The 23,187-nt window shown below is 29.0% G+C and carries 24 protein-coding genes; 2 read left to right on the forward strand and 22 right to left on the reverse strand.

Annotated features, from left to right (window positions below):
• Nucleotides 1–214 precede the first annotated feature (214 nt).
• A complete protein-coding gene (gene rpsT, locus CUEA01_RS09745; RefSeq protein ID WP_234121445.1) occupies nucleotides 215–481 on the forward strand; it encodes a 30S ribosomal protein S20 in 267 nt (88 codons plus the stop codon).
• Nucleotides 482–624: 143 nt separating this feature from the next.
• Here rpsT and holA read toward each other — a convergent pair whose 3' ends face one another.
• The 5 genes from holA to CUEA01_RS09770 form a co-directional block, all read right to left on the reverse strand.
• Complete coding sequence (gene holA, locus CUEA01_RS09750; RefSeq protein WP_234121446.1) at nucleotides 625–1,659, reverse strand: DNA polymerase III subunit delta; 1,035 nt, start codon at nucleotides 1,657–1,659, stop codon at nucleotides 625–627.
• A 2-nt stretch (nucleotides 1,660–1,661) separates the two neighbouring features.
• Nucleotides 1,662–3,407 carry a ComEC/Rec2 family competence protein gene (locus CUEA01_RS09755; protein WP_234121447.1) on the reverse strand — a complete coding sequence of 582 codons (1,746 nt, stop codon included), beginning with the start codon at nucleotides 3,405–3,407 and terminating at the stop codon, nucleotides 1,662–1,664.
• Nucleotides 3,404–3,697 carry a hypothetical protein gene (locus CUEA01_RS09760; protein ID WP_234121448.1) on the reverse strand — a complete coding sequence of 98 codons (294 nt, stop codon included), beginning with the start codon at nucleotides 3,695–3,697 and terminating at the stop codon, nucleotides 3,404–3,406. Before CUEA01_RS09760 ends, CUEA01_RS09755 begins: the two co-directional genes overlap by 4 nt.
• A 65-nt stretch (nucleotides 3,698–3,762) precedes the next feature.
• The gene (locus CUEA01_RS09765; protein ID WP_234121449.1) at nucleotides 3,763–6,315 is read right to left on the reverse strand and encodes a P-type ATPase; all 2,553 of its coding nucleotides are present in this window, start codon (nucleotides 6,313–6,315) and stop codon (nucleotides 3,763–3,765) included.
• A 142-nt stretch (nucleotides 6,316–6,457) separates the two neighbouring features.
• A complete protein-coding gene (locus CUEA01_RS09770; RefSeq protein WP_234121450.1) occupies nucleotides 6,458–7,084 on the reverse strand; it encodes a helix-hairpin-helix domain-containing protein in 627 nt (208 codons plus the stop codon).
• A gap of 125 nt (nucleotides 7,085–7,209) precedes the next feature.
• Between CUEA01_RS09770 and CUEA01_RS09775 the strand changes: the two genes are divergently transcribed.
• Nucleotides 7,210–8,484 (forward strand): D-alanyl-D-alanine carboxypeptidase family protein, encoded by a 1,275-nt coding sequence (locus tag CUEA01_RS09775; protein WP_234121451.1) that lies wholly within the window; start codon nucleotides 7,210–7,212, stop codon nucleotides 8,482–8,484.
• A gap of 44 nt (nucleotides 8,485–8,528) precedes the next feature.
• Here CUEA01_RS09775 and CUEA01_RS09780 read toward each other — a convergent pair whose 3' ends face one another.
• The 17 genes from CUEA01_RS09780 to minD form a co-directional block, all read right to left on the reverse strand.
• Nucleotides 8,529–9,437 (reverse strand): RluA family pseudouridine synthase, encoded by a 909-nt coding sequence (locus CUEA01_RS09780; RefSeq protein ID WP_234121452.1) that lies wholly within the window; start codon nucleotides 9,435–9,437, stop codon nucleotides 8,529–8,531.
• Nucleotides 9,438–9,448: 11 nt separating this feature from the next.
• Complete coding sequence (locus CUEA01_RS09785; RefSeq protein WP_234121453.1) at nucleotides 9,449–10,675, reverse strand: LCP family protein; 1,227 nt, start codon at nucleotides 10,673–10,675, stop codon at nucleotides 9,449–9,451.
• A gap of 103 nt (nucleotides 10,676–10,778) precedes the next feature.
• Nucleotides 10,779–11,357, reverse strand: coding sequence for a bis(5'-nucleosyl)-tetraphosphatase (symmetrical) YqeK (yqeK, locus tag CUEA01_RS09790; RefSeq protein ID WP_234121454.1), 579 nt, complete (start codon nucleotides 11,355–11,357; stop codon nucleotides 10,779–10,781).
• A 9-nt stretch (nucleotides 11,358–11,366) separates the two neighbouring features.
• Entirely contained in the window at nucleotides 11,367–11,969 is a 603-nt protein-coding gene (gene nadD / locus CUEA01_RS09795) for a nicotinate-nucleotide adenylyltransferase (RefSeq protein ID WP_234121455.1), read from the reverse strand.
• A 36-nt stretch (nucleotides 11,970–12,005) separates the two neighbouring features.
• Nucleotides 12,006–12,299, reverse strand: coding sequence for a ribosome assembly RNA-binding protein YhbY (gene yhbY, locus CUEA01_RS09800; RefSeq protein WP_234121456.1), 294 nt, complete (start codon nucleotides 12,297–12,299; stop codon nucleotides 12,006–12,008).
• A gap of 14 nt (nucleotides 12,300–12,313) precedes the next feature.
• Nucleotides 12,314–13,588, reverse strand: coding sequence for a GTPase ObgE (obgE, locus tag CUEA01_RS09805; protein ID WP_234121457.1), 1,275 nt, complete (start codon nucleotides 13,586–13,588; stop codon nucleotides 12,314–12,316).
• 180 nt (nucleotides 13,589–13,768) lie between these two features.
• The gene (gene rpmA, locus CUEA01_RS09810; protein ID WP_234121458.1) at nucleotides 13,769–14,071 is read right to left on the reverse strand and encodes a 50S ribosomal protein L27; all 303 of its coding nucleotides are present in this window, start codon (nucleotides 14,069–14,071) and stop codon (nucleotides 13,769–13,771) included.
• Nucleotides 14,072–14,075: 4 nt separating this feature from the next.
• Nucleotides 14,076–14,444 carry a ribosomal-processing cysteine protease Prp gene (locus tag CUEA01_RS09815; RefSeq protein ID WP_234121459.1) on the reverse strand — a complete coding sequence of 123 codons (369 nt, stop codon included), beginning with the start codon at nucleotides 14,442–14,444 and terminating at the stop codon, nucleotides 14,076–14,078.
• Nucleotides 14,445–14,446: 2 nt separating this feature from the next.
• Nucleotides 14,447–14,758: a 50S ribosomal protein L21 gene (rplU, locus tag CUEA01_RS09820; protein WP_053241922.1), complete on the reverse strand. Its 312-nt coding sequence runs from the start codon at nucleotides 14,756–14,758 to the stop codon at nucleotides 14,447–14,449.
• Between the two features lie 127 nt (nucleotides 14,759–14,885).
• The gene (locus CUEA01_RS09825; protein ID WP_234121460.1) at nucleotides 14,886–16,331 is read right to left on the reverse strand and encodes an Rne/Rng family ribonuclease; all 1,446 of its coding nucleotides are present in this window, start codon (nucleotides 16,329–16,331) and stop codon (nucleotides 14,886–14,888) included.
• A 40-nt stretch (nucleotides 16,332–16,371) separates the two neighbouring features.
• Nucleotides 16,372–17,088: a TIGR03936 family radical SAM-associated protein gene (locus CUEA01_RS09830; RefSeq protein ID WP_329603974.1), complete on the reverse strand. Its 717-nt coding sequence runs from the start codon at nucleotides 17,086–17,088 to the stop codon at nucleotides 16,372–16,374.
• A complete protein-coding gene (locus tag CUEA01_RS09835; RefSeq protein WP_234121462.1) occupies nucleotides 17,063–18,931 on the reverse strand; it encodes a TIGR03960 family B12-binding radical SAM protein in 1,869 nt (622 codons plus the stop codon). The genes CUEA01_RS09830 and CUEA01_RS09835 overlap by 26 nt, the downstream gene beginning before the upstream one ends.
• A 93-nt stretch (nucleotides 18,932–19,024) precedes the next feature.
• Nucleotides 19,025–19,873 (reverse strand): M50 family metallopeptidase, encoded by an 849-nt coding sequence (locus tag CUEA01_RS09840; protein ID WP_234121463.1) that lies wholly within the window; start codon nucleotides 19,871–19,873, stop codon nucleotides 19,025–19,027.
• A 25-nt stretch (nucleotides 19,874–19,898) separates the two neighbouring features.
• Nucleotides 19,899–20,714 (reverse strand): peptidoglycan DD-metalloendopeptidase family protein, encoded by an 816-nt coding sequence (locus CUEA01_RS09845; protein WP_234121464.1) that lies wholly within the window; start codon nucleotides 20,712–20,714, stop codon nucleotides 19,899–19,901.
• Between the two features lie 156 nt (nucleotides 20,715–20,870).
• A complete protein-coding gene (rodA, locus tag CUEA01_RS09850; protein ID WP_234121465.1) occupies nucleotides 20,871–21,989 on the reverse strand; it encodes a rod shape-determining protein RodA in 1,119 nt (372 codons plus the stop codon).
• Nucleotides 21,990–22,105: 116 nt separating this feature from the next.
• Nucleotides 22,106–22,366, reverse strand: coding sequence for a cell division topological specificity factor MinE (gene minE, locus CUEA01_RS09855; RefSeq protein WP_234121466.1), 261 nt, complete (start codon nucleotides 22,364–22,366; stop codon nucleotides 22,106–22,108).
• 11 nt (nucleotides 22,367–22,377) lie between these two features.
• A complete protein-coding gene (gene minD, locus CUEA01_RS09860; protein ID WP_234121467.1) occupies nucleotides 22,378–23,175 on the reverse strand; it encodes a septum site-determining protein MinD in 798 nt (265 codons plus the stop codon).
• Nucleotides 23,176–23,187: the final 12 nt, after the last annotated feature.

Here is a 23,187-nt window from a genome sequence, read left to right on the forward strand (position 1 = left end):
GTATTAACGTGCTACACTTCCTTGCATTACACAAAACTATCTCTCAATTTGGACCTATTATTTTTTTAATATGCCTTAAAAATAAATTTACTTCAAATTTGACTTGAAAATAGTTATTATTAATGTTATAATGGCAGTTGTTAAACGTTGAATTTACTCGTACGCAGATTTCCCCAAAGCTGCTACATTGTATAAAACTTGAGGTGGTGAAAAAATGGCAAATATAAAATCAGCAAAAAAAAGAATAAAAGTTATAGAAACTAAGACTTTAAGAAATAAAATGATTAAGTCTGCTCTTAAAACTTACATAAAGAAGTTTGAAGCTGCTGTTGAAGCTAAAAATGTTGAAGAAGCATCAAAAGCTTACAAAACAGTTGCTGTATCTTTAGATATGGCTGCTTCAAAGGGCGTAATTCACAAGAATAAAGCTGCTAGAAGAAAATCAAGATTAGCTTTAAAATTAAACGCTTTAAGCGCATAGTAAAAACCGGGTTTCCCCGGTTTTTATTTTTTTAGGCTATGTTTTAAATAAGACATCTTAAAAAAATAATAAGTCCAACTTTCGGTTATTTTCTTTAAGATGCCTAAGTGTTGATTTTCACACTTATTTAAAACATAGCTTTCTTATCTTAATATTGCTATGTTAATTATTAAAAGCTCCATTTTAAATTTAGCTTCACCTGATAAACTCTTAAGTTCTTTTTCTGTGGCTAAGCACAAATCAATTGCTTTAATAATTTTATTTACATTGAAGCTTTTACACTGCGCCATCATTTTTTCACATATGTATATATTTAATCTTAATTCTTTAGATAAGGTCTCTTTACTTTTCCCTTTTTCCATCCCTATTCTTAAGTTAAGCATAAGCTTAAATTGTCGCTCTACCATATAAAGTATATTACTTGCTTTTTCTCCCTTAAACATTATCTCATTTAATACTTCTATTGCCTTTTCAGGCTTAGACTGCGAAATAAAATCTACCAAATTAAATATATCATTGCTTTCCTTAGGGTGCATCAGTAAATCTATATCTTCCTTATTTATCTCCCTATCACCAACATAACAGCATAATTTTTCAACTTCATTGTTTATTATATCAAAATTTTCATCTACCTTACTGCAAAAAAAGCTAAGTTCAGTTTTACCTATATTTTTACCCTTATTATCAAAAACTTCTTTTACCTTTTTTTGAAGCTGCATTCCTTTTAATTTTGAAAACTCGACTACACATGCTTTTTTTTCAAATTTTCTTATCTTATTCGATACCCTTTCCCTTTGATTTTCAAAAACATAGTACATAATTAAAATGCAATGCTCTGGAATCTTACTTATGTAATTCTCTAATTCTTTTATTATGTCATCTCCATTTTTATTTGCATTTTTAGAATTGTCGCCTAAAAAGTTTGCTCTATAAACAACTACAATTCGCTTTCCGCCCATAAATGGAAGTGTCTCACATGCATTGAATATTGTAGAAAAATCCACTGTATTTCCATCGAAAGTCTCATAATTCAAACTTTCGAAATCTTTATTTACAAGTTTTTTAACCATTTTTTCTATATATTCTTTTATAAGCTGCTCATTAAAGCCATACATTATATATGCATTTTTAAATTTACTATTTTTTATATCATTGCTAAAGTCAATATAACTGACCAAACCTATTCCCCCTTTAAAACTAGAACCCTTCCAAAAATTATAAAAGCAGTAGCCCGTACTTTTGCATATTCATATTTTTTGTAATCGGGCATTTTTATTATATCATATCCCTTGGAATATATTTTACTGTATATAATATTATCCTTATTAATTTTAAATATATTTTTTCCACTGTAATAAATAGAAATATCCTTATCTAAATTTTTAATTAAGATTTTATATTTTTTACTTATATATATAATTTTAGCTTTACTTCCCGTACATATATATTTATTAATTCCTAGCCTACTTGACATACTATTTTTATCTTTTATTATTTTATCAGTAATAAGTACAGATTTATCCCTGTAATTTATAATTAGTGCATCTTTATTATTTAACTTCAAATAATTTATGTTGGGATTTATATTATAACTTTGAAAGAAAAGTATAACACTAAAAAATATAGGTAAATAAATTAACTGTCTATATCCCTTTCTTATGGCTATAAAACAGCACAATATTGCAGTAAATGTTATTGCCATAAAACTTGTTATATATATTATTGGTGGAGTAATTAAGAGTAAATCTGATGTTAATCCATCTACAGACTTTAAAATAATATTTATTAAACTGCAAAGCATTGAAAATATAATCTTAAACTTACATAAAATCAATCCAACGTTTCCCATTATAACAATTGCAGAATAAAAAGGAACTATTATTAAATTTCCTAAAATAAAACCTCCACTAAAATTATTTAATACCATTGCTGCATAAGGTACTGCAAAGAATTGAGCGCTCAACGTCAAACTTAAATCTTCATTTAATTTTTTAGGTAGCTTATATAAAACCTTTTTAAGCTTTTTATAGAATAGAATTATTCCAAGAGTAGCTAAATATGAAAGCATAAAACCTATATTAGTTATATAATATGGCTTAACAACAAGCATAATAAGTGCTGACAAGGCTAGTGCCGATAAAGCGTCATATTTTTTATATAATTTATATGAAGCTTTTAATATAAAAATCATTATAAATGATCTTAAAGTTGCTGGAAGACATCCTGTAAAAATAACATATATAAAAGAAGTTATGACTGCCGCAAAAACTCCAAAAAACCTCTCTAAAATTCCATATATTAATCCTATATGCATACCAGATACGCTTACGGCATGTATAATACCTAATTGTTTTAAATCATTTTTGTAGCTATTATTTAAATATGAAGTATCTCCAAAGCATAAAGACATAACAAACCCTGCATTTTTTTCCCCTAATTCATATGAATATTCTTTATATATTTCCCTTCTAAAATCATACATTTTGGAAATAAAATCTTTCTTTACGCATTTTATTTTTGTAATTTTTATATCTCCTATTATTCCATTTTCGTAATCAATATTCCTATGAAAATTTCCACTAATATCTACTATATCGCCCGTTTCGGCGGTACTTATTTTTCCTTCTAAATTAAATTTTCTTCCACCATAAGTCCCCGAAGAATAATATGTATTTTTATTATCTATTCTTATGCTTATATTACACTCTTCCGAAATATTAAAGCTAAAATATTGATAAGTACTAATAAACCCTACACATAAAAAACAAAGACACAAAATACAAAATTCTCTACTAAGCGTAAAAAACATTATTATAAAAAAAGATGCAGCTACTACTGCACCTAAAATAATATTGTATTTTAAAAATACAAATGACAAAATACCGACTATAACACTTATACAATAAAAAACAAGCGGCTTATTCATCTTCCTCTATCTATATTAAGTGAATCCGGAACAGTATATGCATATAACTTTTCATCTCTATCATAATTAACATGAACTACTATTCTCACTCTTCCTCCATTACTATCTACAGCTACATCTGTTACTTCTGGTATCCCATCTTTGCTTTTTACCTTAAAATAATTGTTAACAAGGTCTTGCGCACTATCTTTACCTACAGAATCATATTTGCTCATAAAATCTTCTTTTTTCATATCTAAAAAAACTATATTGCTATTATCTGTAACATTTTCAAATACATCATCATACATATAGCTAAGACCTCCCTCATTTTATAATGTAATTTCATTATATATTTTGCCCACAGTTTTAAAATTTAAACAAATAACTTTTTTATAGAAAGTAAGATTATTTCTATTGCCAAAGTAACGCCCATAATTTCTACTTGATATAATGATAATGCACCTACTCCAAATAACTCTGAGCCTAACTTAGTAAAAGTAATGGTACTTTGGATAATTAAATTTAAAATTAAAACAATATAAAAATACATATTTTTTTCAAATCTATTTATAAATGTATATATAATTACAGCATATAAAAAAGTATAAAATATCATATTAAACGAATTATCATACCCTTTATACTGTTGTAAAAAGTAATACCCTGCTAAACTGAGAAGCGAAATAAAAAATCCACTAACTATAATGGAAATTATATTAATATTCCATAATTCTTCTTTTTCAATCTCATAATCATATTGTGCAGATACCTTTTTACAATTTGAAAATATAGCAATACCATTCATATTAAAACATATAAAAATTATCCATAATATTTCACTTGCATTTAAGGGTGCCTTATATCCACTAAATACAAATATACTTAAAAGTATTACTAAACTAATATTGCCAATAACTAAGTTTTTTATTATATCCCTTAAGTTTACAATAAGTTTTTTACTATTTATAATTAACCTAATTATTTTCCCAAAATCATTTTCAATCAAATACATATCACTTAATTTTTTTATTATTCTGTTACATCTTTCACCGGATGCTATAGATAAATTAGCTTCATTTAATACCGGAAGTTCCGTTAATTTTGAACCACACATTATAATATTATGACCAACATTTTTAAGTACTTTAACCATATTAACTTTATTTGCATTTGAAACTCTAGAATATATGCTAACCTTCTCAATATTTCTTTCAAACTCTTCCGCTGGCATATTATCCATCTCTATTCCAGACATTACAATGCTGTTCATTCCTACAAGACCAGTTTTTTTACCAACAGAAATAGCTGTTAACTTTGAATCTTCAGTAAAAATAATAGGCTTTATATTATTGTTCCTACATCTTTCGAGTACCATTTTAAAATTCTCTTTTATAGGATTATCAAAACCAACAAGTCCTGCAAAAACTAAATTACTTTCAATATTCTCATTAGATGTGGGTTTGTAATTAAAATTTCTATACGCAAATGCCATAACATATAAGCCTTCACTACTCATCTCTATATCAGCAAGTTTAATTCTGTTAATAATTTCAGCTGTAAGCTCCTTTTCAACTCCATCAATCATTACCTGTGTACATTTTTCAAGTAATACATCTACTGCACCCTTAACATTCGCTCTATATTTCCTGTCAATTTTGTTTACAGTAGTTTTAATTCTTTTATCACCATCATAAGGAATTTCAAAAATTCTTCTTATGCCTTTTACTTCAAATATATCAATTCCTTTTCTTCCTACATAATCAAGAATAGCTCCTTCAATAATATTTAAATTAATATTTCCATCCTTAGTCGGATTATAATCATTACACAAAATACCTATATTCATGATTCTTTCTATGTTAATATTCCACTCTAAGCTCATTTCGGCAGTACTTAAAGACGTGTTGTCATAAATCTTTTTAATGTACATTTCATTCTTAGTAAGAGCATCTTCTTTTTCAATACTTACAACATTAACCTTAGATAGTCTTTCTATTATATCTAAATCTTTTAAAATTATCTTTTCACCTTTTAAGTACTTTTTTATAAACATAAATACTTCAAATAAAATAAAGCTAACTTCCATTGGAATACCAGAAATACATATTAAAGCAGCTTCATAAATACTATAATTAGAACCATTTTTATATGCTAAAAGAATTACAGAAATAATAACTGGAATAAATGAAAATACATTCATAAGCCTTTCAATTTTCTTGATAAAAAAGTTATCGATTGTCTCATCTTCAAAAAATGATGACATAATTTTACCAAATTCAGTATTTTCTCCTACTGCAACAACAATTCCTTCGCCTTCACCTTCACAAATTAATGATGACTTAAAAAGCATATTTCTCATTTCAGATATAGGAAGTCCATCCCCACCTATCTTAGCGGTAAACTTTTCTACAATACTTTCATCACCTGTTACATTAACCTCATTTACTTTTAAATTATCGCATTCTATTATTCTTATTTCGCAGGGTACTATATCTCCCTTTGAAAATGTAATAATATCACCAACAACAATTTCTTCAGCTTTTAATTTTACAAGTCTTCCGCCTCTTAATACACTGCTTAAATTGTAGTTAAACTTTTCTACATTTTTAATTTCTTTATATTTTTTGTATGAAAATATAATATTGCTGCAAAAGCTTAATATTACAAAGGCAAAAATTATTGCAAATATTGCAATTTCATCTAAATATATAAATACTAAAGAACATAAAATAAGCAATATAAACCAAGGTTCAAATATTTTTTTAGCAGTTTCATAAACAAATTTTTTTTTATTTTCGCTGGTTATTTTATTTTCACCATAATTCTTTCTATTTTCAACCACTTCATCATTATTTAATCCTCTAATACTATTACTTCTAAATAGCTTGACTACATCAACTGATGCCAAGCCATACCAATCCGCCATAAAAAAACCTCCATTAAAAATGTCTACTATAGATAAACCAGTTCAAGTTTCAAAGTGGTTTATCTTTATACATATTATCACAATAATTAATCACTAACATATTAAATATCGACTTTCTTAGAGAATTCTTTATTACTATGTCTTACCTTATTTCAATATATTCCATTATGGCCTCTCCCCTTTTATTTCCTATTGCCTTTTTTAAATCATCAACTGAATTTATCCTTCCTCCATTTTTATCTCTATAGTCTATTATTCTTTTTGCAAGTCCTTCTCCTATTCCTCTTATTTTTTTATTAACTATATCCTGTTCAGTTGCAGAATTTATATCAAGTTTTTCATTAGAATTTACCTCACTTAGCGCTGCACTTCCTGCCGTAGTGTTGTTTGTATTTTGAGCTTTTTCACCTTTTGCCATTATATATACATTTGAACCGTCTAAAACCTTGGCAGCACCATTTATACTATACATATCCGCTTTTTCAGTAAAACCTCCTGCCTTTTTTACTAAATCTAAAATTCTATCATTATTATTAAGTGAATATACACCCGGATTTTTAACTTGACCATAAATTTGAGCTTTTATTTCTTTATTTACAGCAGTAGCACCTATTTTTTCACTTTTTTTACTTTGATTTTCTGTAAACGAATCATCTACCTTGAAATCATCAGCTTCCTTACTGTGATAAGATAATGCACCTATAAAAATTAAAATCACAAAAATTAATAAAATTATAATAGATCCTACTATTTTTTTCTTATTTTTCACAAAAATCACCACCAAACTGTCTAATATCTATAATTATCACCATCTAAAATGTTTTTAAGCAATTATTTTTTGCTATGAACATTATTTTTTGATATACTATTCACATAAATGCTTAGGAGGTAATTATGAAAAAAATAATTTGTACTATTGTTCTCGCAATTTTTTTAGCATGTAATTTAAATTTTGATGTTCTGGCTGCTCAAGCTACTCCAACAGTTGGATCAGATAATGCTATTTTAATAGATGGAAGAACAGGTGAAATTTTATATGAAAAAAATCCAGATGTGCAGTTTCCACCTGCTTCAACAACAAAAACTATGACTGCACTTTTAACTCTTGAAAAATGTAACCTCAATGCAAAGGTCACTGTAAGTAATGATTTTCTTACAAAGGACGCTAAATATATTGATGGAAATAGAATATACATAAATAACGGTGAAGAAATTTCTGTAAAAGATTTGTTGTATTCTCTTTTATTGATGTCTTCAAATGATTCTGCTGTTGCTCTTGCTGATTACATAAGTGGCTCTGTTGATAAATTTACGCAGCTTATGAATCAAAGAGCTAAGGAACTTGGATGTACAGACACAAACTTTGTTAATCCCAATGGTTTATATGACCCAAACCATAAATCTTCTGTTAAAGATTTAGCATTAATAATGAAGGAACTAATTAAAAATCCAATGTACAAAACTATAGCAACTACTCAAGTATATCAAATGTCACCAACAAATAAATTTAATGCAGAAAACACGCAAAAAACAAGAAGATTTTGGAATGAAGATAAATTACTTTATAAGCAATCAAGATACTATTATGATGGTTTAATTGGTGGAAAACCTGGCTACACAATTCAATCTTTTCAATCTTTTACAGCAGCTGCTTCAAGAAATAATATGGACCTTGTTGTTGCTTTCCACGGAAAAACAAAAACATATTATGAAGACAGTAAAATTTTATTTGATTACGGATTTCAAAATTTTGAAGAGAAAAAATTGTTTTCAAAAGGAGACGTGGTTACAACTTATTCTTTGAATGGTACCAAAATACCTCTTATTGCTAGTGACGATTACTATTATGTTGTGCCAAAGGGTTCTAATGAAACTCCAAAATATTCTATTCCTACTAACTCTATAACTAAAAAGCAATTTAATAAGGGTGACACTTTATTAAATTTAGATATAACCCTTAATGGTAAAAAGATTAATTCATTAAAATTATTGAGCGGTAAAAGTTATAAATTAAACACTACTGAAAAACTATCAGAAAGCATAATTAATAATAAACAATATGCTTTAATAGCTGGCATTGTAGGTATAGCAATCTTATTATCTATGCTTGGCTTTATACTTCACAAGGTTAAAGTAAGAAAGACAAATAATAAAAACATTTATTTTTAAAACATAGCTTTAAAAAAATAAGAGCTGAAAATTAAAGTTAATTTTCAGCTCTTATTTTGAATCAATTTATTTATAAGCTTTTTCATATCTTCTGGTAATTCAGTTTCTAAACTTATTATTCTTCCATCTCTAGGATGAGGAAACTGCAGCTTATATGCATGAAGTGCTTGCCTTCCTATATATTCCTCTTCTTCTTTTCCATACAGTGAATCACCATAAATAGGATTGCCTACACTACTTAAATGAACTCTTATCTGATGAGTTCTTCCAGTTTCCAAAGACAGCTTTATGAGTTCCCCATCTTTATAACTTTCTATGACTTCATAATTGGTTATGCTTTTTTGTCCTCTTTCATCCACAATCCTTTTAAGCGGACCACCTTCTTCTCTATAAATAGGTTTATCTATAGTCCCCTTAACTGGATTTATATGTCCATGAGCAATTGCTAAGTACTCTTTTTTAAAAGTTTCCAAATTCATATCTCTTGCCAGTGCCATATGGGAAAATTGATTTTTAGCTACTAATACTAGTCCTGATGTATCCATATCAAGTCTATTAACAAGTCTAACTATACAATCTTCCCCTTTTTCCCTAAAATAGTAAATAAGTCCGTTGGAAAGAGTACCCTGCTGATAACTTTTAGTTGGATGAACTACCATTCCTGGTCTCTTATTTACTACAATTATATCTTCGTCTTCATATACTACATCTATATCCATTTCTTCCGGCTCTACATTTTGGCTTTCACTTTTTGTAACTTGAACTTCAATCTTTTGACCAAATTTTAATACATGTGAAAGTTTAACTACCTTACCATTTACAAAAATTCTTCCACTATGCGCAGTTCCTCTAATGAACCTAGTAGAAAACCCTTGAACGTCTTTTAAATATTCTTTTATTTTTAAACCTTCATATTGTTTTTCAACGTTATAACTAAGTTTACTATTATTCATAGAATGACTTCCTATTCCTTAAAATCTTCTCCAAGTATTATTATTATATCGAATTTACTAGATTTATTATTTACTAATTCCACATTTTCAACATTAAGCTTACTTTTAATCTCTAAAGCGCTGCTTTCATCTACAGCATATAAAGTTACCTTCGTCTGTTTTACAGGCTTTTTTGCCACATTTCCGGTTTCTATATTAGCAAAACCATTACTTGAAAGCTTTTCCTTATACCTTTTAGCGAGTCCATTAGTTTCTGTACCATTAAGTATTTCTACTTTTAAATTCTTAATATCAACACTGCTACTCTTATCTGTTTGTGTACCAGCTTTAAATATTTGTAAGCTTTCACTTGGATTATAAATAAAATACGAAATTCCGCCAATATACATTGGTGTCCCCTTTATTGTTGACATTGTAATATTTTGTTTATTTAAGCCTAATGCAGCTTTTCCATACTTAATAATTTCTGAAGCAGACATATTTGTTTGTGTATTTTTAGCTATTGCCTTTAACATTCCTGGTAATTTAAATATTGTAGTCTTTCTTTTTAATTTTTCCATAACAGCTTGCATAAAATCATGTTGAATTTTGATTCTTCCAAGGTCACCTTCTGCAAGCCCTGTTCCATCATTATTTTTTCTCCATCTAAAAAATTCTTCTGCTTTTTGACCATTCAAATGCTGCTTTCCAGGACTAAAATGAATGTGCAAATTTTGAGCTGGATCATCATAATCCATTTTATTAGTTATATTAACATCCACGCCACCAATGGCATCTATTATACTTCTAAATGCTGCATAATCTACCTGCATATAATAATTCACTTTAATGCCAAGCATACTTTGCACTGCATTTACAAGGTATTTAGCACCACCTATTGGTACAGCAGAATTTATTTTTGCATTTTTACCATCAATTTTTATTTTAGTATCTCTTGGTATTGATATTATCTTTAAACTTTTATCTTTAGGATTATAATGTGCTACTAATATCGTATCTGTTCTTTGTCCCGAATTATCAACATCTTTAGATTCATTATTACCTATATCTACTCCAGTTATAAGAAAATTAACAGAATCATTTGAAGATGCCGGTGATGCCTCCACATTTATCTTTTTAGAATTAGTTGACATAGACGATAAATATATATAAGAAAAACTTATAAAACCAACAACACAACATATAATAAGAAACAAAATTGCTATAAGTATTTTTCTACCGCCCCTTAAAACTTTCACACTATCCCCTGCTTTCTACTATAAATAATTCTAGGTAGCAACTCACTATTTGTTTGTTATAAAAAATCTAGATGCTTCTACGCATTTTATCACAAGCAAATACCTAATTTACCTTAAAATTTATATAAACTAGATAATTTCTAGCTTCTACTGTATCTAAGTGTATGAGCTCTCCTTTGTCTATGACAAATTTTAGAGTTTGGTTAAATGATAACAATAAAGCTTCATCCAAATTGTTTTCTACGGCACTTCTAAGTTCCTCTACCCCTGGAAAATTTCTAAGCGGCTCAACATAATCTGCCATATAAATGATTTTTTCCATAAGGGACATATTCTTTTTTCCTGTCGTGTGAAATCTTACAGCATTTAATACTTCCTCATCGTCAATTTTCATTAGTTTTTTAGCTATTATACTGCCTGCAAGTCCATGTATTATACTGGGGCTCTTCATTGATACTTCATCAAGTTCATAGCCTTCATCTTTACATATACTTACTAACTTTTCACCTGGTAGATTTTTTGCGCAATCATGTACAAGCCCTGCTAAGCTTGCTTTTTTTACATCAGCATTATATTTTTCTGCAAGCCTTACAGCTGTATCCCTTACACTTAAACTATGTTTAAATCTACTTTCTTTTAAATTATCTTTTAAATAATCAATTATTTTCTTTTCTGTCCACATAATAACACCTCAAATATAAAGTTTATTAGCTTTTATTATACCATAAACTTCCTTAGGCACTAAGTAACTTATTTCTTCATGGCACTTTATTTTTTCTCTTATTTGAGTAGAAGATATATCCAAGAGAGGTATATCTATAAATATAATTTTAGAATCGTACTTCTCTTCAACTTTCTTCTTTTGCAGCATAATGTCTTCATAAATATATCCAGGTCTATTAAAAACTACAAATTTACAATTTTGAAGTATTTCATTGACATTCTTCCACAAATTAAGTTCCATCAAGCAATCTGCACCAGTTATAAAATAAATCTCAGTATTCTTTTCCTTAGAATTAAAATATTTAAGCGTCTCATAGGTGTAACTAAAACTACTTTTATTAATTTCATATTTACTAACTTTAAATTTACTTTCACCCTTTATTCCACTCATAACCATTTCATATCTAAGTTCAGCATTCGTCACCTTTTTATCACTTTTATGTGGTGGATTTCCCGTAGGCATAAATATAATTTCATCCAAACCAAGTTTATATATACTTTCATAAGCTATATTTAGATGACCATTATGAAAAGGGTCAAAGGTTCCCCCTAAAATTGCCTTCTTTTTCATTTTATCCCTCTTTATCAAAGATGTAAATAATTAAATTTATACTGGTACTTCTATTTTAGGTTTTTTCTTTGATTTTCTATATATTACAAGTTTTCTACCTATGGCTTGAATACCTTCACATTTTAATTTTTTGCATATAACATCACTTGCTTCTCTTGGCGTAAATTCGCTATTTTCAAGTATGTTAATTTTTATTAATTCCCTTGCCTCAAGAGCATCATCTATTTGCTTTAAAAACGCTTCATCTATTCCGTTTTTACCTAATTGAAATATTGGATTCATAGTATTAGCCATGCTTCTTAAAAATGCTCTTTGCTTACCTGTTAACATAAAATAAACTCCTCCTACATCATATATTCAAATTCAAAATCATTTAATCTAACAAAATCTCCGTCTTTTATCCCAAGCTCAGCTAATTCATCCATAATTCCCTTATTCTTTAATACCTTATGGAAGTATCTTAAAGAATCTGGTTCATTAACATTTACACTTGCAAGTAATCTATCCACAAAGCTTCCTTCTATAATGTAACAATTATCTTCTTTTCTAATTTCGTAAGTAAAGTGCTTCTCTTCTGGCACAAATCTTTCTTCTTCTGGTATTTCTATATCAGTTACAGGTATTGTACTTAAAACTCTAGCGGCTTCTTTAATTAGTTCTTCAACACCTAAATTTGTTGCTGCAGACATTTTAAACACACTTTTATATCCCATTTCCTGTACCTTGCTTTTAAATTCTTCAAACTTATCATCATCAAAAAGCATGTCACATTTATTAGCCACCACTATTTGTGGTCTATCCCATAACTTTACACTATATTTTCTAAGTTCTTCATTAATTTTAATAAAATCTTCTATAGGATCTCTACCTTCAGAGCCTGAAATATCTACAACATGAATCAAAAGTCTTGTTCTCTCAATATGCCTTAAAAATTCAAAACCAAGACCTACTCCCTCTGCTGCTCCTTCAATTATACCCGGTATATCAGCCATTACAAAACTATTTATGCCTGGTAAACTTACAACTCCAAGATTAGGTTTTAATGTTGTAAAATGATAATTTGCTATCTTAGGTCTTGCTTTTGATACAACTGAAAGAAGAGTAGATTTTCCTACGTTAGGGAAACCTATAAGTCCTACATCTGCTAAAAGCTTTAATTCAAGTGTTATCCATCTGTCTTCTCCAGGCATTCCTGGTTCTGCAAAGTTTGGTGCTTGCCTTGTAGGAGTACAAAATCTTACATTTCCCTTTCCACCTTTTCCTGCCTTTGCTACTACATACTTATCACCATCATGTGCAAGATCCACCATGATTTTATTTGTTTCTGCATCTCTAATAACTGTTCCCATAGGAACCTTTATATAAAGATCATCTCCATCTTTACCATAGCATTTTGAACCTCCACCATTTTCTCCATTTGCAGCTTGATATTTTCTCCTGTATTTAAAGTCAAGAAGAGTTGTCATATTTCTTTCTGCAACTATTACTACATTTCCACCGTTTCCTCCGTCGCCGCCGTCAGGTCCTCCAAGTGGAACATATTTTTCTCTTCTAAATGAAATAGCACCGTCTCCACCAGCACCAGATTTAACTAAAATTTTCGCTGTATCAATAAACATTTTTTCTCACCTTTTACCTTTATTTATATAGAATGTATTTAATTACTAAACATAAAACATTTAATTTTCTTATCTTTAGCTATTATTTTCATATTTAAAAATTTTATTACATTATCCTTATATTGTTTACTTTAAAATTTTCATAGTTTAAAAAAGCACCCTTATTAAAGGGTGCCCTTATTATTCAGCTATACTTTCTTCTGTATCAACTGGATAAACACTTGCTACTTTTTTAGTTCTGCCTACTCTTTCATACTTAACTATTCCATCAACTTTTGCAAAAAGAGTATCATCGCTACCCTTTCCAACATTTGTACCAGGATGGATTTTAGTTCCTCTTTGTCTAACGAGTATGTTACCAGCTAAAACGAATTGTCCGTCTGCTGATTTAGTTCCAAGTCTCTTAGATTCACTATCTCTTCCGTTCTTTGAACTACCTACTCCTTTTTTGTGGGCACACAACTGAAGGTTTATTATTCTCATATAACTACACCTCCTCCAACTTTATATATTCTCCATAGGTTAATTGCAAATTTTTTAACCCTAATAATGTCGTTTCCATAAGCACTTTAGTTTTTTCAATTTCACTTGAAGTTAGATTTTCCAAACTTAAAGCTATGTAACCTTCTTCTACAGTACAATCCACTTTTAACTTTATAACCTCTTCAATGCCTATTAGGCAAACCTGGCCTAAAAGAGAAACTGCACCGCAAACAACATCATCATATATCATATCTGTTTCAGAATCATAATTATCATAATTTTTTTCAGAACTTTTGGCTTTACGATCTGCATGACCTTTTATAATAAAAGATACTAGCATATCATTTTTTCTCTTAAAAACTATGTTTATCATAATTATGCTTCAATCTTTTCTACTACTAATTTTGTGTAAGCCTGTCTATGGCCGTGTTTTCTTCTGTAGTCTTTCTTTCTCTTGTATTTGAATACAATAACTTTTTTAGCTTTTCCTTGTGCTGCTACTTTAGCAACAACTTTAGCTCCTTCAACTACAGGTTTTCCAACAACTATTCCATCTTCTTTTTCAACTAAAAGAACATTTCCAAGTTCTACACTTGAATCAACTTCAGCCTCAAGTTTTTCAACGTATATTACGTCTCCTTCTTGAACTCTATACTGTTTTCCTCCAGTAACTACAACTGCATGCATTATATAAAACACCTCCTCTTATACGGTCTCGCCAATACGGGTACACAAGCTTGTGTTTATAAAAACCCTTTTTGTGCGGTCTACAAATGCCATTTTACCACATTACAAAACCTTTGTAAAGTTATTTTTAACCATAAACTTTGAATTGTTCTAAATGCTTTAATTTATCTTCAAATAAAACAAGTTCTACTTTATAAAGCGTCATTTTTTCTTTAAAGTTTACATACAATCGTCCATCTTCAATATTAAGTTCCTTTACAAATTCTAGCTTATCATTGAGTATTGAATTTTTATATTTTTTACCTATTTCTAAATAAATATTCTTTTTCCCACTATGCTCACTTGTAATTCTAGTTATTTTATTTTTAATTAAATTCTTTATATAAGAGAACTTCAATTGCCTTCCATTTCCATCACATGTACTGCACTTTTCTTCTATATACTCGCTTATGGATTTTCCTCTTCTTCTTCTTGCAATTTGGATAAGATTTAAATCAGTAAAAGGATATACTACAGTTTTATTTTTATCATTTTCAAAACCATGGTGAAGTATTTCTAATATTTTTTTCTTACAAGATGAATCATTGATATCAATAAAATCTATAACTATTATTCCACTTAAATTTCTAAGTCTTATCTGCCTAATTATTTCCCTAGCAGCTTCTATATTTGTCATAACTGCCGTACTTTTTATATCTTTACCCTTGACATTTTTTCCCGAATTAACATCAATAACATACATTGCCTCTGTTTTATCTATTACTATAAAACCTCCACAATCAAGTGTAACTCTGTTGTTTATTAAATTTAATATTTCTTTTTCTATTCCATAGTAATCCATTAAATTTATAGAACCATTGTACATTTCAACAGTTAACGCTATATCTTCCTTATTTTTTATATAACCATTAATATACTCAAAATCCTTTTTAGAATTTACTATTATCTTAGATACTGTTTCATCCACAAAATCTCTTAAAACCTTGCCAATGGCTCCTCCAGCATCATATATAATTTCATTTTTATTTGATGTTTTACCTTTAATCATTACCCTATTATATATTTCATATAAATAGTTAATTTCTGAATTTACACTTTCAATGCTTACTTTAAGTGCATTTGTTCTAATCATTATTCCAACATCACTTGGTTTTATTATTTCTTTTTTTAATTTATCTATATATTCACTGTCATTTATCTTCTTTGAAATTTCCATTTCATTGTTTAAGGTTGTAATAACAGCATATCTTCCAGGTATTGTTATAGCATCATTAACTTTAGGTCCTTTACTTCCAATGCTCTCCTTAACTATTTCAACTAAAACCTCATCACCCTTTTTAGTTTTCAAATTGTTAAATTTACTATCAATATAAAGATATCCACTCTTATCTTCACCTATATCAACAAAAGCACATTTTATAGCAGGTACTACATTTTTAATTACACCTTTATATATCTGCCCTGGATATATTTCTGTGCCCTCTTCTTCTATAAAACATTCTTCTAATTTACCTTGATTTTTTATGGCTATTCTGACTAAATTATCGTATCTTTCTACGAATACTTCTTTCACTTACTCACCCCTTTAGGCAACTTACAATGAACAGACCACATTATAAATTCTTAAAAAATTTAAAAAGAGAGATTAAATTCGTATTTTTTATTCCGTACATTTCTTCTCTTTTTACTTCACAAAATGCATCTAAATTTGCATTTGAAGTATTGTCTTCAAGATAATTACATATAAGTTCTGGCGAAAGATTTTCCCTGCTTCCACATGCTACTAACACATCAATATTTAAAACATTATTTTCAATAGTGTATACAAACTTTTTCACCATTGGTCGTATATTGACCATCTTTTCTCCACTTTTACTTTTTTTAAGTGTCGTCCATTCAGCTTTTTTTAACTCGTTTTCAAGTTCTTCTGTTAATTTAGTTGTATCTTTATACTTCATTTTTATTGAGTATTTAGCTTCCATAACCGCTGCCATGGATTGCTCTATCTTTTTACCATCATCATAATATTTTTTATCTATTTTTAAAACGTCAATTATTTTTATATCTTCTGGCGCAACGGCGTTAAACCTATTTCTGATTTCTTCTTCAGCTACTTCTTCATCAAATTCTACATCCATATATTCGCCATCTGAATACACTCCAACAGACAAAGGCTGAGCTATAGATAATTTCATATGAGGATTAAAGCCTTGTGAATATGAAGCTGGTAGACCTGATCTTTTAAAAGTCCTCTGTATATTTCTCATCATATCAAGGTGAGAGACAAACTTAATAGCCGCTCCCTTATTGTATTTTATTAAATAACGCACCCTCAAAGCACTTCCCTTCTTTAAAGTTAATATTTATGCCGCAATTCTTACATCCCTGTCTGCAATCGGGTGTTACTACAGCTTCTTTTGCCTTTTCATTTTCGCTAATTAAAAACTCTTTAGAAACCCCAACATCTATAAAATCCCAAGGTAAAATTTCATCATATTCCCTTTGTCTTGTTACATAGAAGTCTGGATCTACATTACACTCTTTAAATGCTTCCATCCAAGTATCATTGTTAAAGTACTCAGACCAACCATCAAATTTTGCACCTTTTTCAAAAGCTTTTACTAACACGTCACAAACTCTTCTATCTCCTCTTGCAAAAACTGCTTCAAGATAACTTACAGGTGTTTCATGCCAATTATAATTTATAACTCTTGCATCAGAAAGTTCCTGCCTAAGTTCTTTTATTTTTTCTCTTACTGAATCAATTTTATCCATTGGAGACCACTGGAATGGAGTAAATGGTTTTGGTACAAAAATTGAAGTACTTAAAGTTACCTTGACTCCTTTTTTTCTAACATCCTTTGGAACCTTGTAATATTCACCTACAACTTTTTTACCAAGCTCACCTATTCCCCTTACATCCTCTGCTGTCTCATAAGGAAGTCCTATCATAAAGTAAAGTTTTATAGTAGTCCATCCATTTTTAAATGCACTGCTTACTGAATCCATAAGATTTTGTTCTGTAACACCTTTATTTATAACATCTCTCATTCTCTGAGAACCAGCTTCTGGTGCAAAGGTAAGTCCTGATTTTCTAACCTTCTGCATTTCTTTTATTAATTCCACAGAGAAAGAATCTATTCTAAGTGAAGGAAGTGATACGCTCACCTTTTTATCCTTATATTTTTCAACTAAATTATTTATTAAATTTTGAATATCAGAATAATCACATATACTTAAGGAAGTAAGAGATAATTCATCATAGCCAGTATTTTTAATAATTTTATCTGCTAATTCCATAAGCTTATCTGTCTTTTTCTCTCTTACCGGTCTATAAATCATACCTGCTTGGCAAAACCTGCAACCTCTTGTACATCCTCTAAAGGTTTCAAGCATTATTCTATCATGTACTATTTCATTATATGGAACCACTAACTTATCCGGGTAAATTACATCGTTAAAGTTAGTTATTATTCTCTTTTTAACCTTTGCTGGAACATCATCATATAATGGTTTAAATTCTTTTATTGTTCCATCTTCTTTATATGTAACCTCATATAGACTAGGCACATAAGTTCCCTCAATATGAGAAGCTGCCCTCAAAAATTCTTTTTTTGAAAGTCCATCTCTTTTGCATTTTTTATATAAATCTAAAACTTCATTTAAATGTTCTTCACCTTCTCCAAGTGAAAATATATCTGCAATATCATAAAGTGTCTCCGGATTATACGCACATGGTCCTCCACACAAAACTATAGGGTCATCTTCTTTTCTCTCTGAAGCTCTTACAGCGAGTCCTGCTAAATCTAGCATATTTAATATATTTGTATAACTCATTTCATATTGAAGTGTAAAACCTATAAAATCAAATGTAGAAATTGCATCCTTACTTTCTAAAGCATAAAGTGGAACATTATTTTCTCTCATTAATTTTTCCATATCCGGCCAAGGAGCACATACTCTTTCGCAATAAGTGTCTTCTCTCAAATTTAAAATATGGTAAAGTATCTTTATTCCAAGATGTGACATTCCAACTTCGTATACATCTGGGAAACAAAATGCAAATCTTATATCTACTTTTTCAGCATCTTTAATTACAGCATTATACTCCCTACCAATGTACCTAGCAGGTTTTTCAACCTTATATAAAATATCATCAGAACATTTGTTCATTAGTTCTCCTCCTAAATACTTAAGCTTTCGCTTAAACTATATTAATCAATTCAATATTGTAGCATATTTCAAATGATAAAATCAAAATATAGTTTACTTTTTTTTATTTTTTATAAATTCTTCAAAAGTTATATTTCCAAAATCTTTAATAGCTTCAATAACCTCCTCTTCATAAATAACAGCTATAACTTTCATTTCATTATCTAAAACAGTTATAATTGAATATTTATTTTTATCTATTATGCTTAAAGCATACAGTAAATCTTTCTTATAAAATATAGAAATACACCTATTTTCTATATACCCTTTTTTTATAAATCTAAACTTCTTTTTTATTATATCATTCATAATTATATATACTATCCTTTCTTTTTCCTTAAAGGAACATGATAAAATAAAAAAAGATATCAAAATGAGATTTAAATTATTAGTGCCATAACAAAGTAATATAAAATATACTATTAAAATAATCATTCCAGATATAATACTTACATAGACTGTAATCTGACTTGCTTTTCTATATATGAATTTTTTTGATAAGATATCCCGTAGTATTCTTCCTCCATCTAAGGGAAACGCTGGAATAAGATTGAAGATTCCTAAAGACAGATTAGTCATAAATAATATATTTAATTCACTCGTATAATTGTTTTTTAAAAGTAAATAAAAAATAACTGCTAGAATAAAATTAATACTTGGACCTGATATAGATATAACCAAATCTTCTTCTATTGAGGCATCATCTAAATTTTTAAGTTTAAGTGCTGCCCCAAATGGAAGTATCTCTATATGCAAACCCGAAAATCCTAATTTTCTAGCAGTTAAATAATGAGAGAACTCATGAAGTATAACAAATACAAATGCAATTATTAATTTTCCCCTAAAACCAACTAAAAACAATATTATAATATATGGCACAAAATATTTATTAAATTTAATCAATTGAACACTCCATATTTATTGATAGCTAATCATCTAACGCTGAACCTTGAAATTTAAAATACTTTTCTGGATCTTCATTTTTCCCCATATACATGATTTCAAAATGCAAATGTGGAATTTCATTTTCTAATTTATCTCCACTTTTTCCTAGTACTTCGCCTTTTGTTACTCCATCTCCCTTTTTTACTTCTATGGAACTTAAATTGCAATACTTGCTTTCAACTCCGTTCCCATTATCCACCATAACGTATTTTCCGTAACTTTTATCTACAGAAACATCTTCTACTGTACCATTGTATATTGACTTAATGTTACTTCCTAAAGGGGCTGCTATATCCACCCCTTTGTGAAATTCTTTTTGGCTGTCATTTCTATAACCAAAAGGTGATATTATTTTTCCACTTAAAGGCACATCATATTCCTGCTTAATTTTTTGTCCAATAGTTTTTTCACCAGTAATTTGGCTTCTAATTTGTTCAATGTAATTAACAGCTTTGGCCTGTATATAGTCAAAATTTTTTTGGCTTAAATACTTAGTAGCATTACTCCAATCAAATCCTTCTACCGCCTTAAGAACTGGTTTATAGTTATAATCTTCATTAATTACCTGCTTACAGTATGCATATATTCTTTTAGTATCTGGTGTATTAATTATTTTTAAACTCATGATAAATAAAACCAAAATTAAAGCAGCAATAGCTTGGAATACAAAGATTTGCATAAATCTAGCAGCATAGTTTTTTTTACTTTTGCTACCATTAAGATAGCCTCGTCTTATCCCCTTATTTCCCCTAATCAGGTTATTATAATAGTTTTCATATTGAGAATTAAAGCTCCCCACATTATCCTCCTATGGATAAGCTATTTGATTAAAGTACTTTTAAAAAATTTAAAGAGTTGTGTACTTTACAAAATTTCACTTTTTCAAATAGCTCATCTAAAAAATACATACTTACATATTAATTATATATTTTTTACGGGAAAGTATTACCAAAAATCAAAAATTAATTTTATTCCTTCTCATACTAATGCTCTCTACAATACCTATTCCTATAAACCCTGTAAGCATAGAACTACCACCATAACTTACAAAAGGAAGTGCTAACCCTGAAATAGGCATAATTCCTATAGTCATACCTATATTTTGAAGTGTTGAAAATAGAAATGATGATGCAATTCCAACGCAAAAAATCTTTCCAAATATGTCCTTAGAATTTTTTGCTACTTTTATAATTCTGCAAAATAGCACAATATAAAGTATTATAAGTACTAACGCGCCAATAAGACCCCATTCCTCACCAATAACAGCAAATATAAAATCTGTATGCGTTTCTGGGATATATCCTCCTTGTACTTGCGTACCATTTAAAAAGCCTTTTCCAAATACTCCTCCAGAACCTATACCTATTTTAGATTGTATTAACTGGAGGCCTGTTGAAATCCTATACTTTTCAGGATTTAAAAAACTTGTAAATCTCTCTTTCCAATAAGCTTTCATTATTGAAGTATTCCATACAGCCGCTATTCCTATTACTATTGTGAAAATGCCACCAAAAATAACTTTTAAATCAAGTCCAGCTATAAAAAATATTCCAAATACTATAAAAAAACACACCATAGTCATTCCCATATCAGGTTCAATAACAATTAAAACCATAGTTATTGCAGAATAGGTAAGAAGACTTAAGAAATTCTTTACATTATTTATATTACTCTTCATGTTATCAATTTTTTTTGCAAGTAAAATTATGAGCGCTATCTTTGCAAATTCTGATGGCTGAATAGCTCTACTGCCTATAGATATCCACCCAGTTGCTCCATTTACTGTTTTTCCTGCCACATCATTAAATATTAATAATACTATTGAAGCTGCATATATAATTTCAGCATAATTAATTAAAATGTTGTAATCAAATGTTGAAATTAGATAAACTAAAACTAGACCCATTATTGTCCAAATAATTTGTAATTTCCAGTTATTTAAAAGTTCTGGTTTATTATGAACCGCACTATATATATTTACAGTACTAAATGCTGACAATAATATTGGAATTATGATAATACTTATGTCAATTTGTTTTAACAATCTTCTATCAATTTTCAATTTATTAAGCATATTCTCCCCTCCAGGCTTAAATTATATCATAAAAAATAAAAAAAACTATGTATAATAATTAATACATAGCCTCTCCCAAAAGTAATTTTCCTGGAAATAAATCTAATTTTTAACTTTTACTTTGCCCTCATTTTTTTTATTGGTATATTAGCAACTAAAGCAGGTGAACTTCCTTCTTCAGCATTTGTCCTTGTGAGTTTCACATCTACATCTGAATTGTCTATCTCAACATATTTAGCAATAACATTTAAAATTTCACCCTTTATTGTTTCTAATAGTTCTGGCGATAAATCAGCTCTATCATGTATCAATATAAGCTTTAGTCTTTCTTTCGCCACATCTTTCGATGAAGATTTAAACAGACTAAACAAATCCATAACTTTCCCTCCTATTTTACGTTAAACAACTTCTTTATAGCTGCAACAAATCCACTATTATGTTCTTCATAGCTCTGAAATGGAACCTCTTCGCCAGTTATTCTTTTTGCTATATCCCTAAAAGCTTTACCTGCCTTTGCATTTTGAGTTAATACAATAGGTTCTCCTTTATTAGTTGATATAGTAATTTCTTTATCATTAGGCACAACACCTATAAGTTTTATTGCTAGATTATCTATTACATCTTCTATACCTAACATATCACCTTTTTTAACCATATCGTAATCTATTCTATTTACAATAACTTGATGATTATCTAGTCCTCTTGCATCTAACTTTCCAATAACTCTATCAGCATCTCTAATAGAAGTAACTTCAGGATTTACTACAATTATTGCTCTATCTGCTCCTACTACAGCATTTTCAAACCCTTGTTCAATTCCTGCTGGGCAATCGATTAATACATAATCACTTTCTGCCTTAAGCTCGTTTATTAAATTAAGCATTTGCTCTGGTTTTACATCATCTTTATCTCTTGTTTGGGCTGTTGGAAGCAAAAACATTTTTTCATATCTCTTATCTTTAATAAGCGCCTGCTTTAATCTGCAATTTTCTTCTATTACATCTAGAAGTGTAAAAACAATTCTGTTTTCTAAACCCATAAGTACATCTAAATTTCTAAGGCCTGTATCACCATCAACAAGAACAACTTTTTTCCCCATTGCTGCAAGCGCAGTACCTATATTTGCTGTAGTTGTAGTTTTACCAACTCCGCCTTTACCAGATGTTATTACTATAGCCTCTCCCATAAAAAAATTACC

Source organism: Clostridium hydrogenum, assembly GCF_021432385.1.
In the GTDB taxonomy this organism is placed as follows: domain Bacteria; phylum Bacillota; class Clostridia; order Clostridiales; family Clostridiaceae; genus Clostridium_S; species Clostridium_S hydrogenum.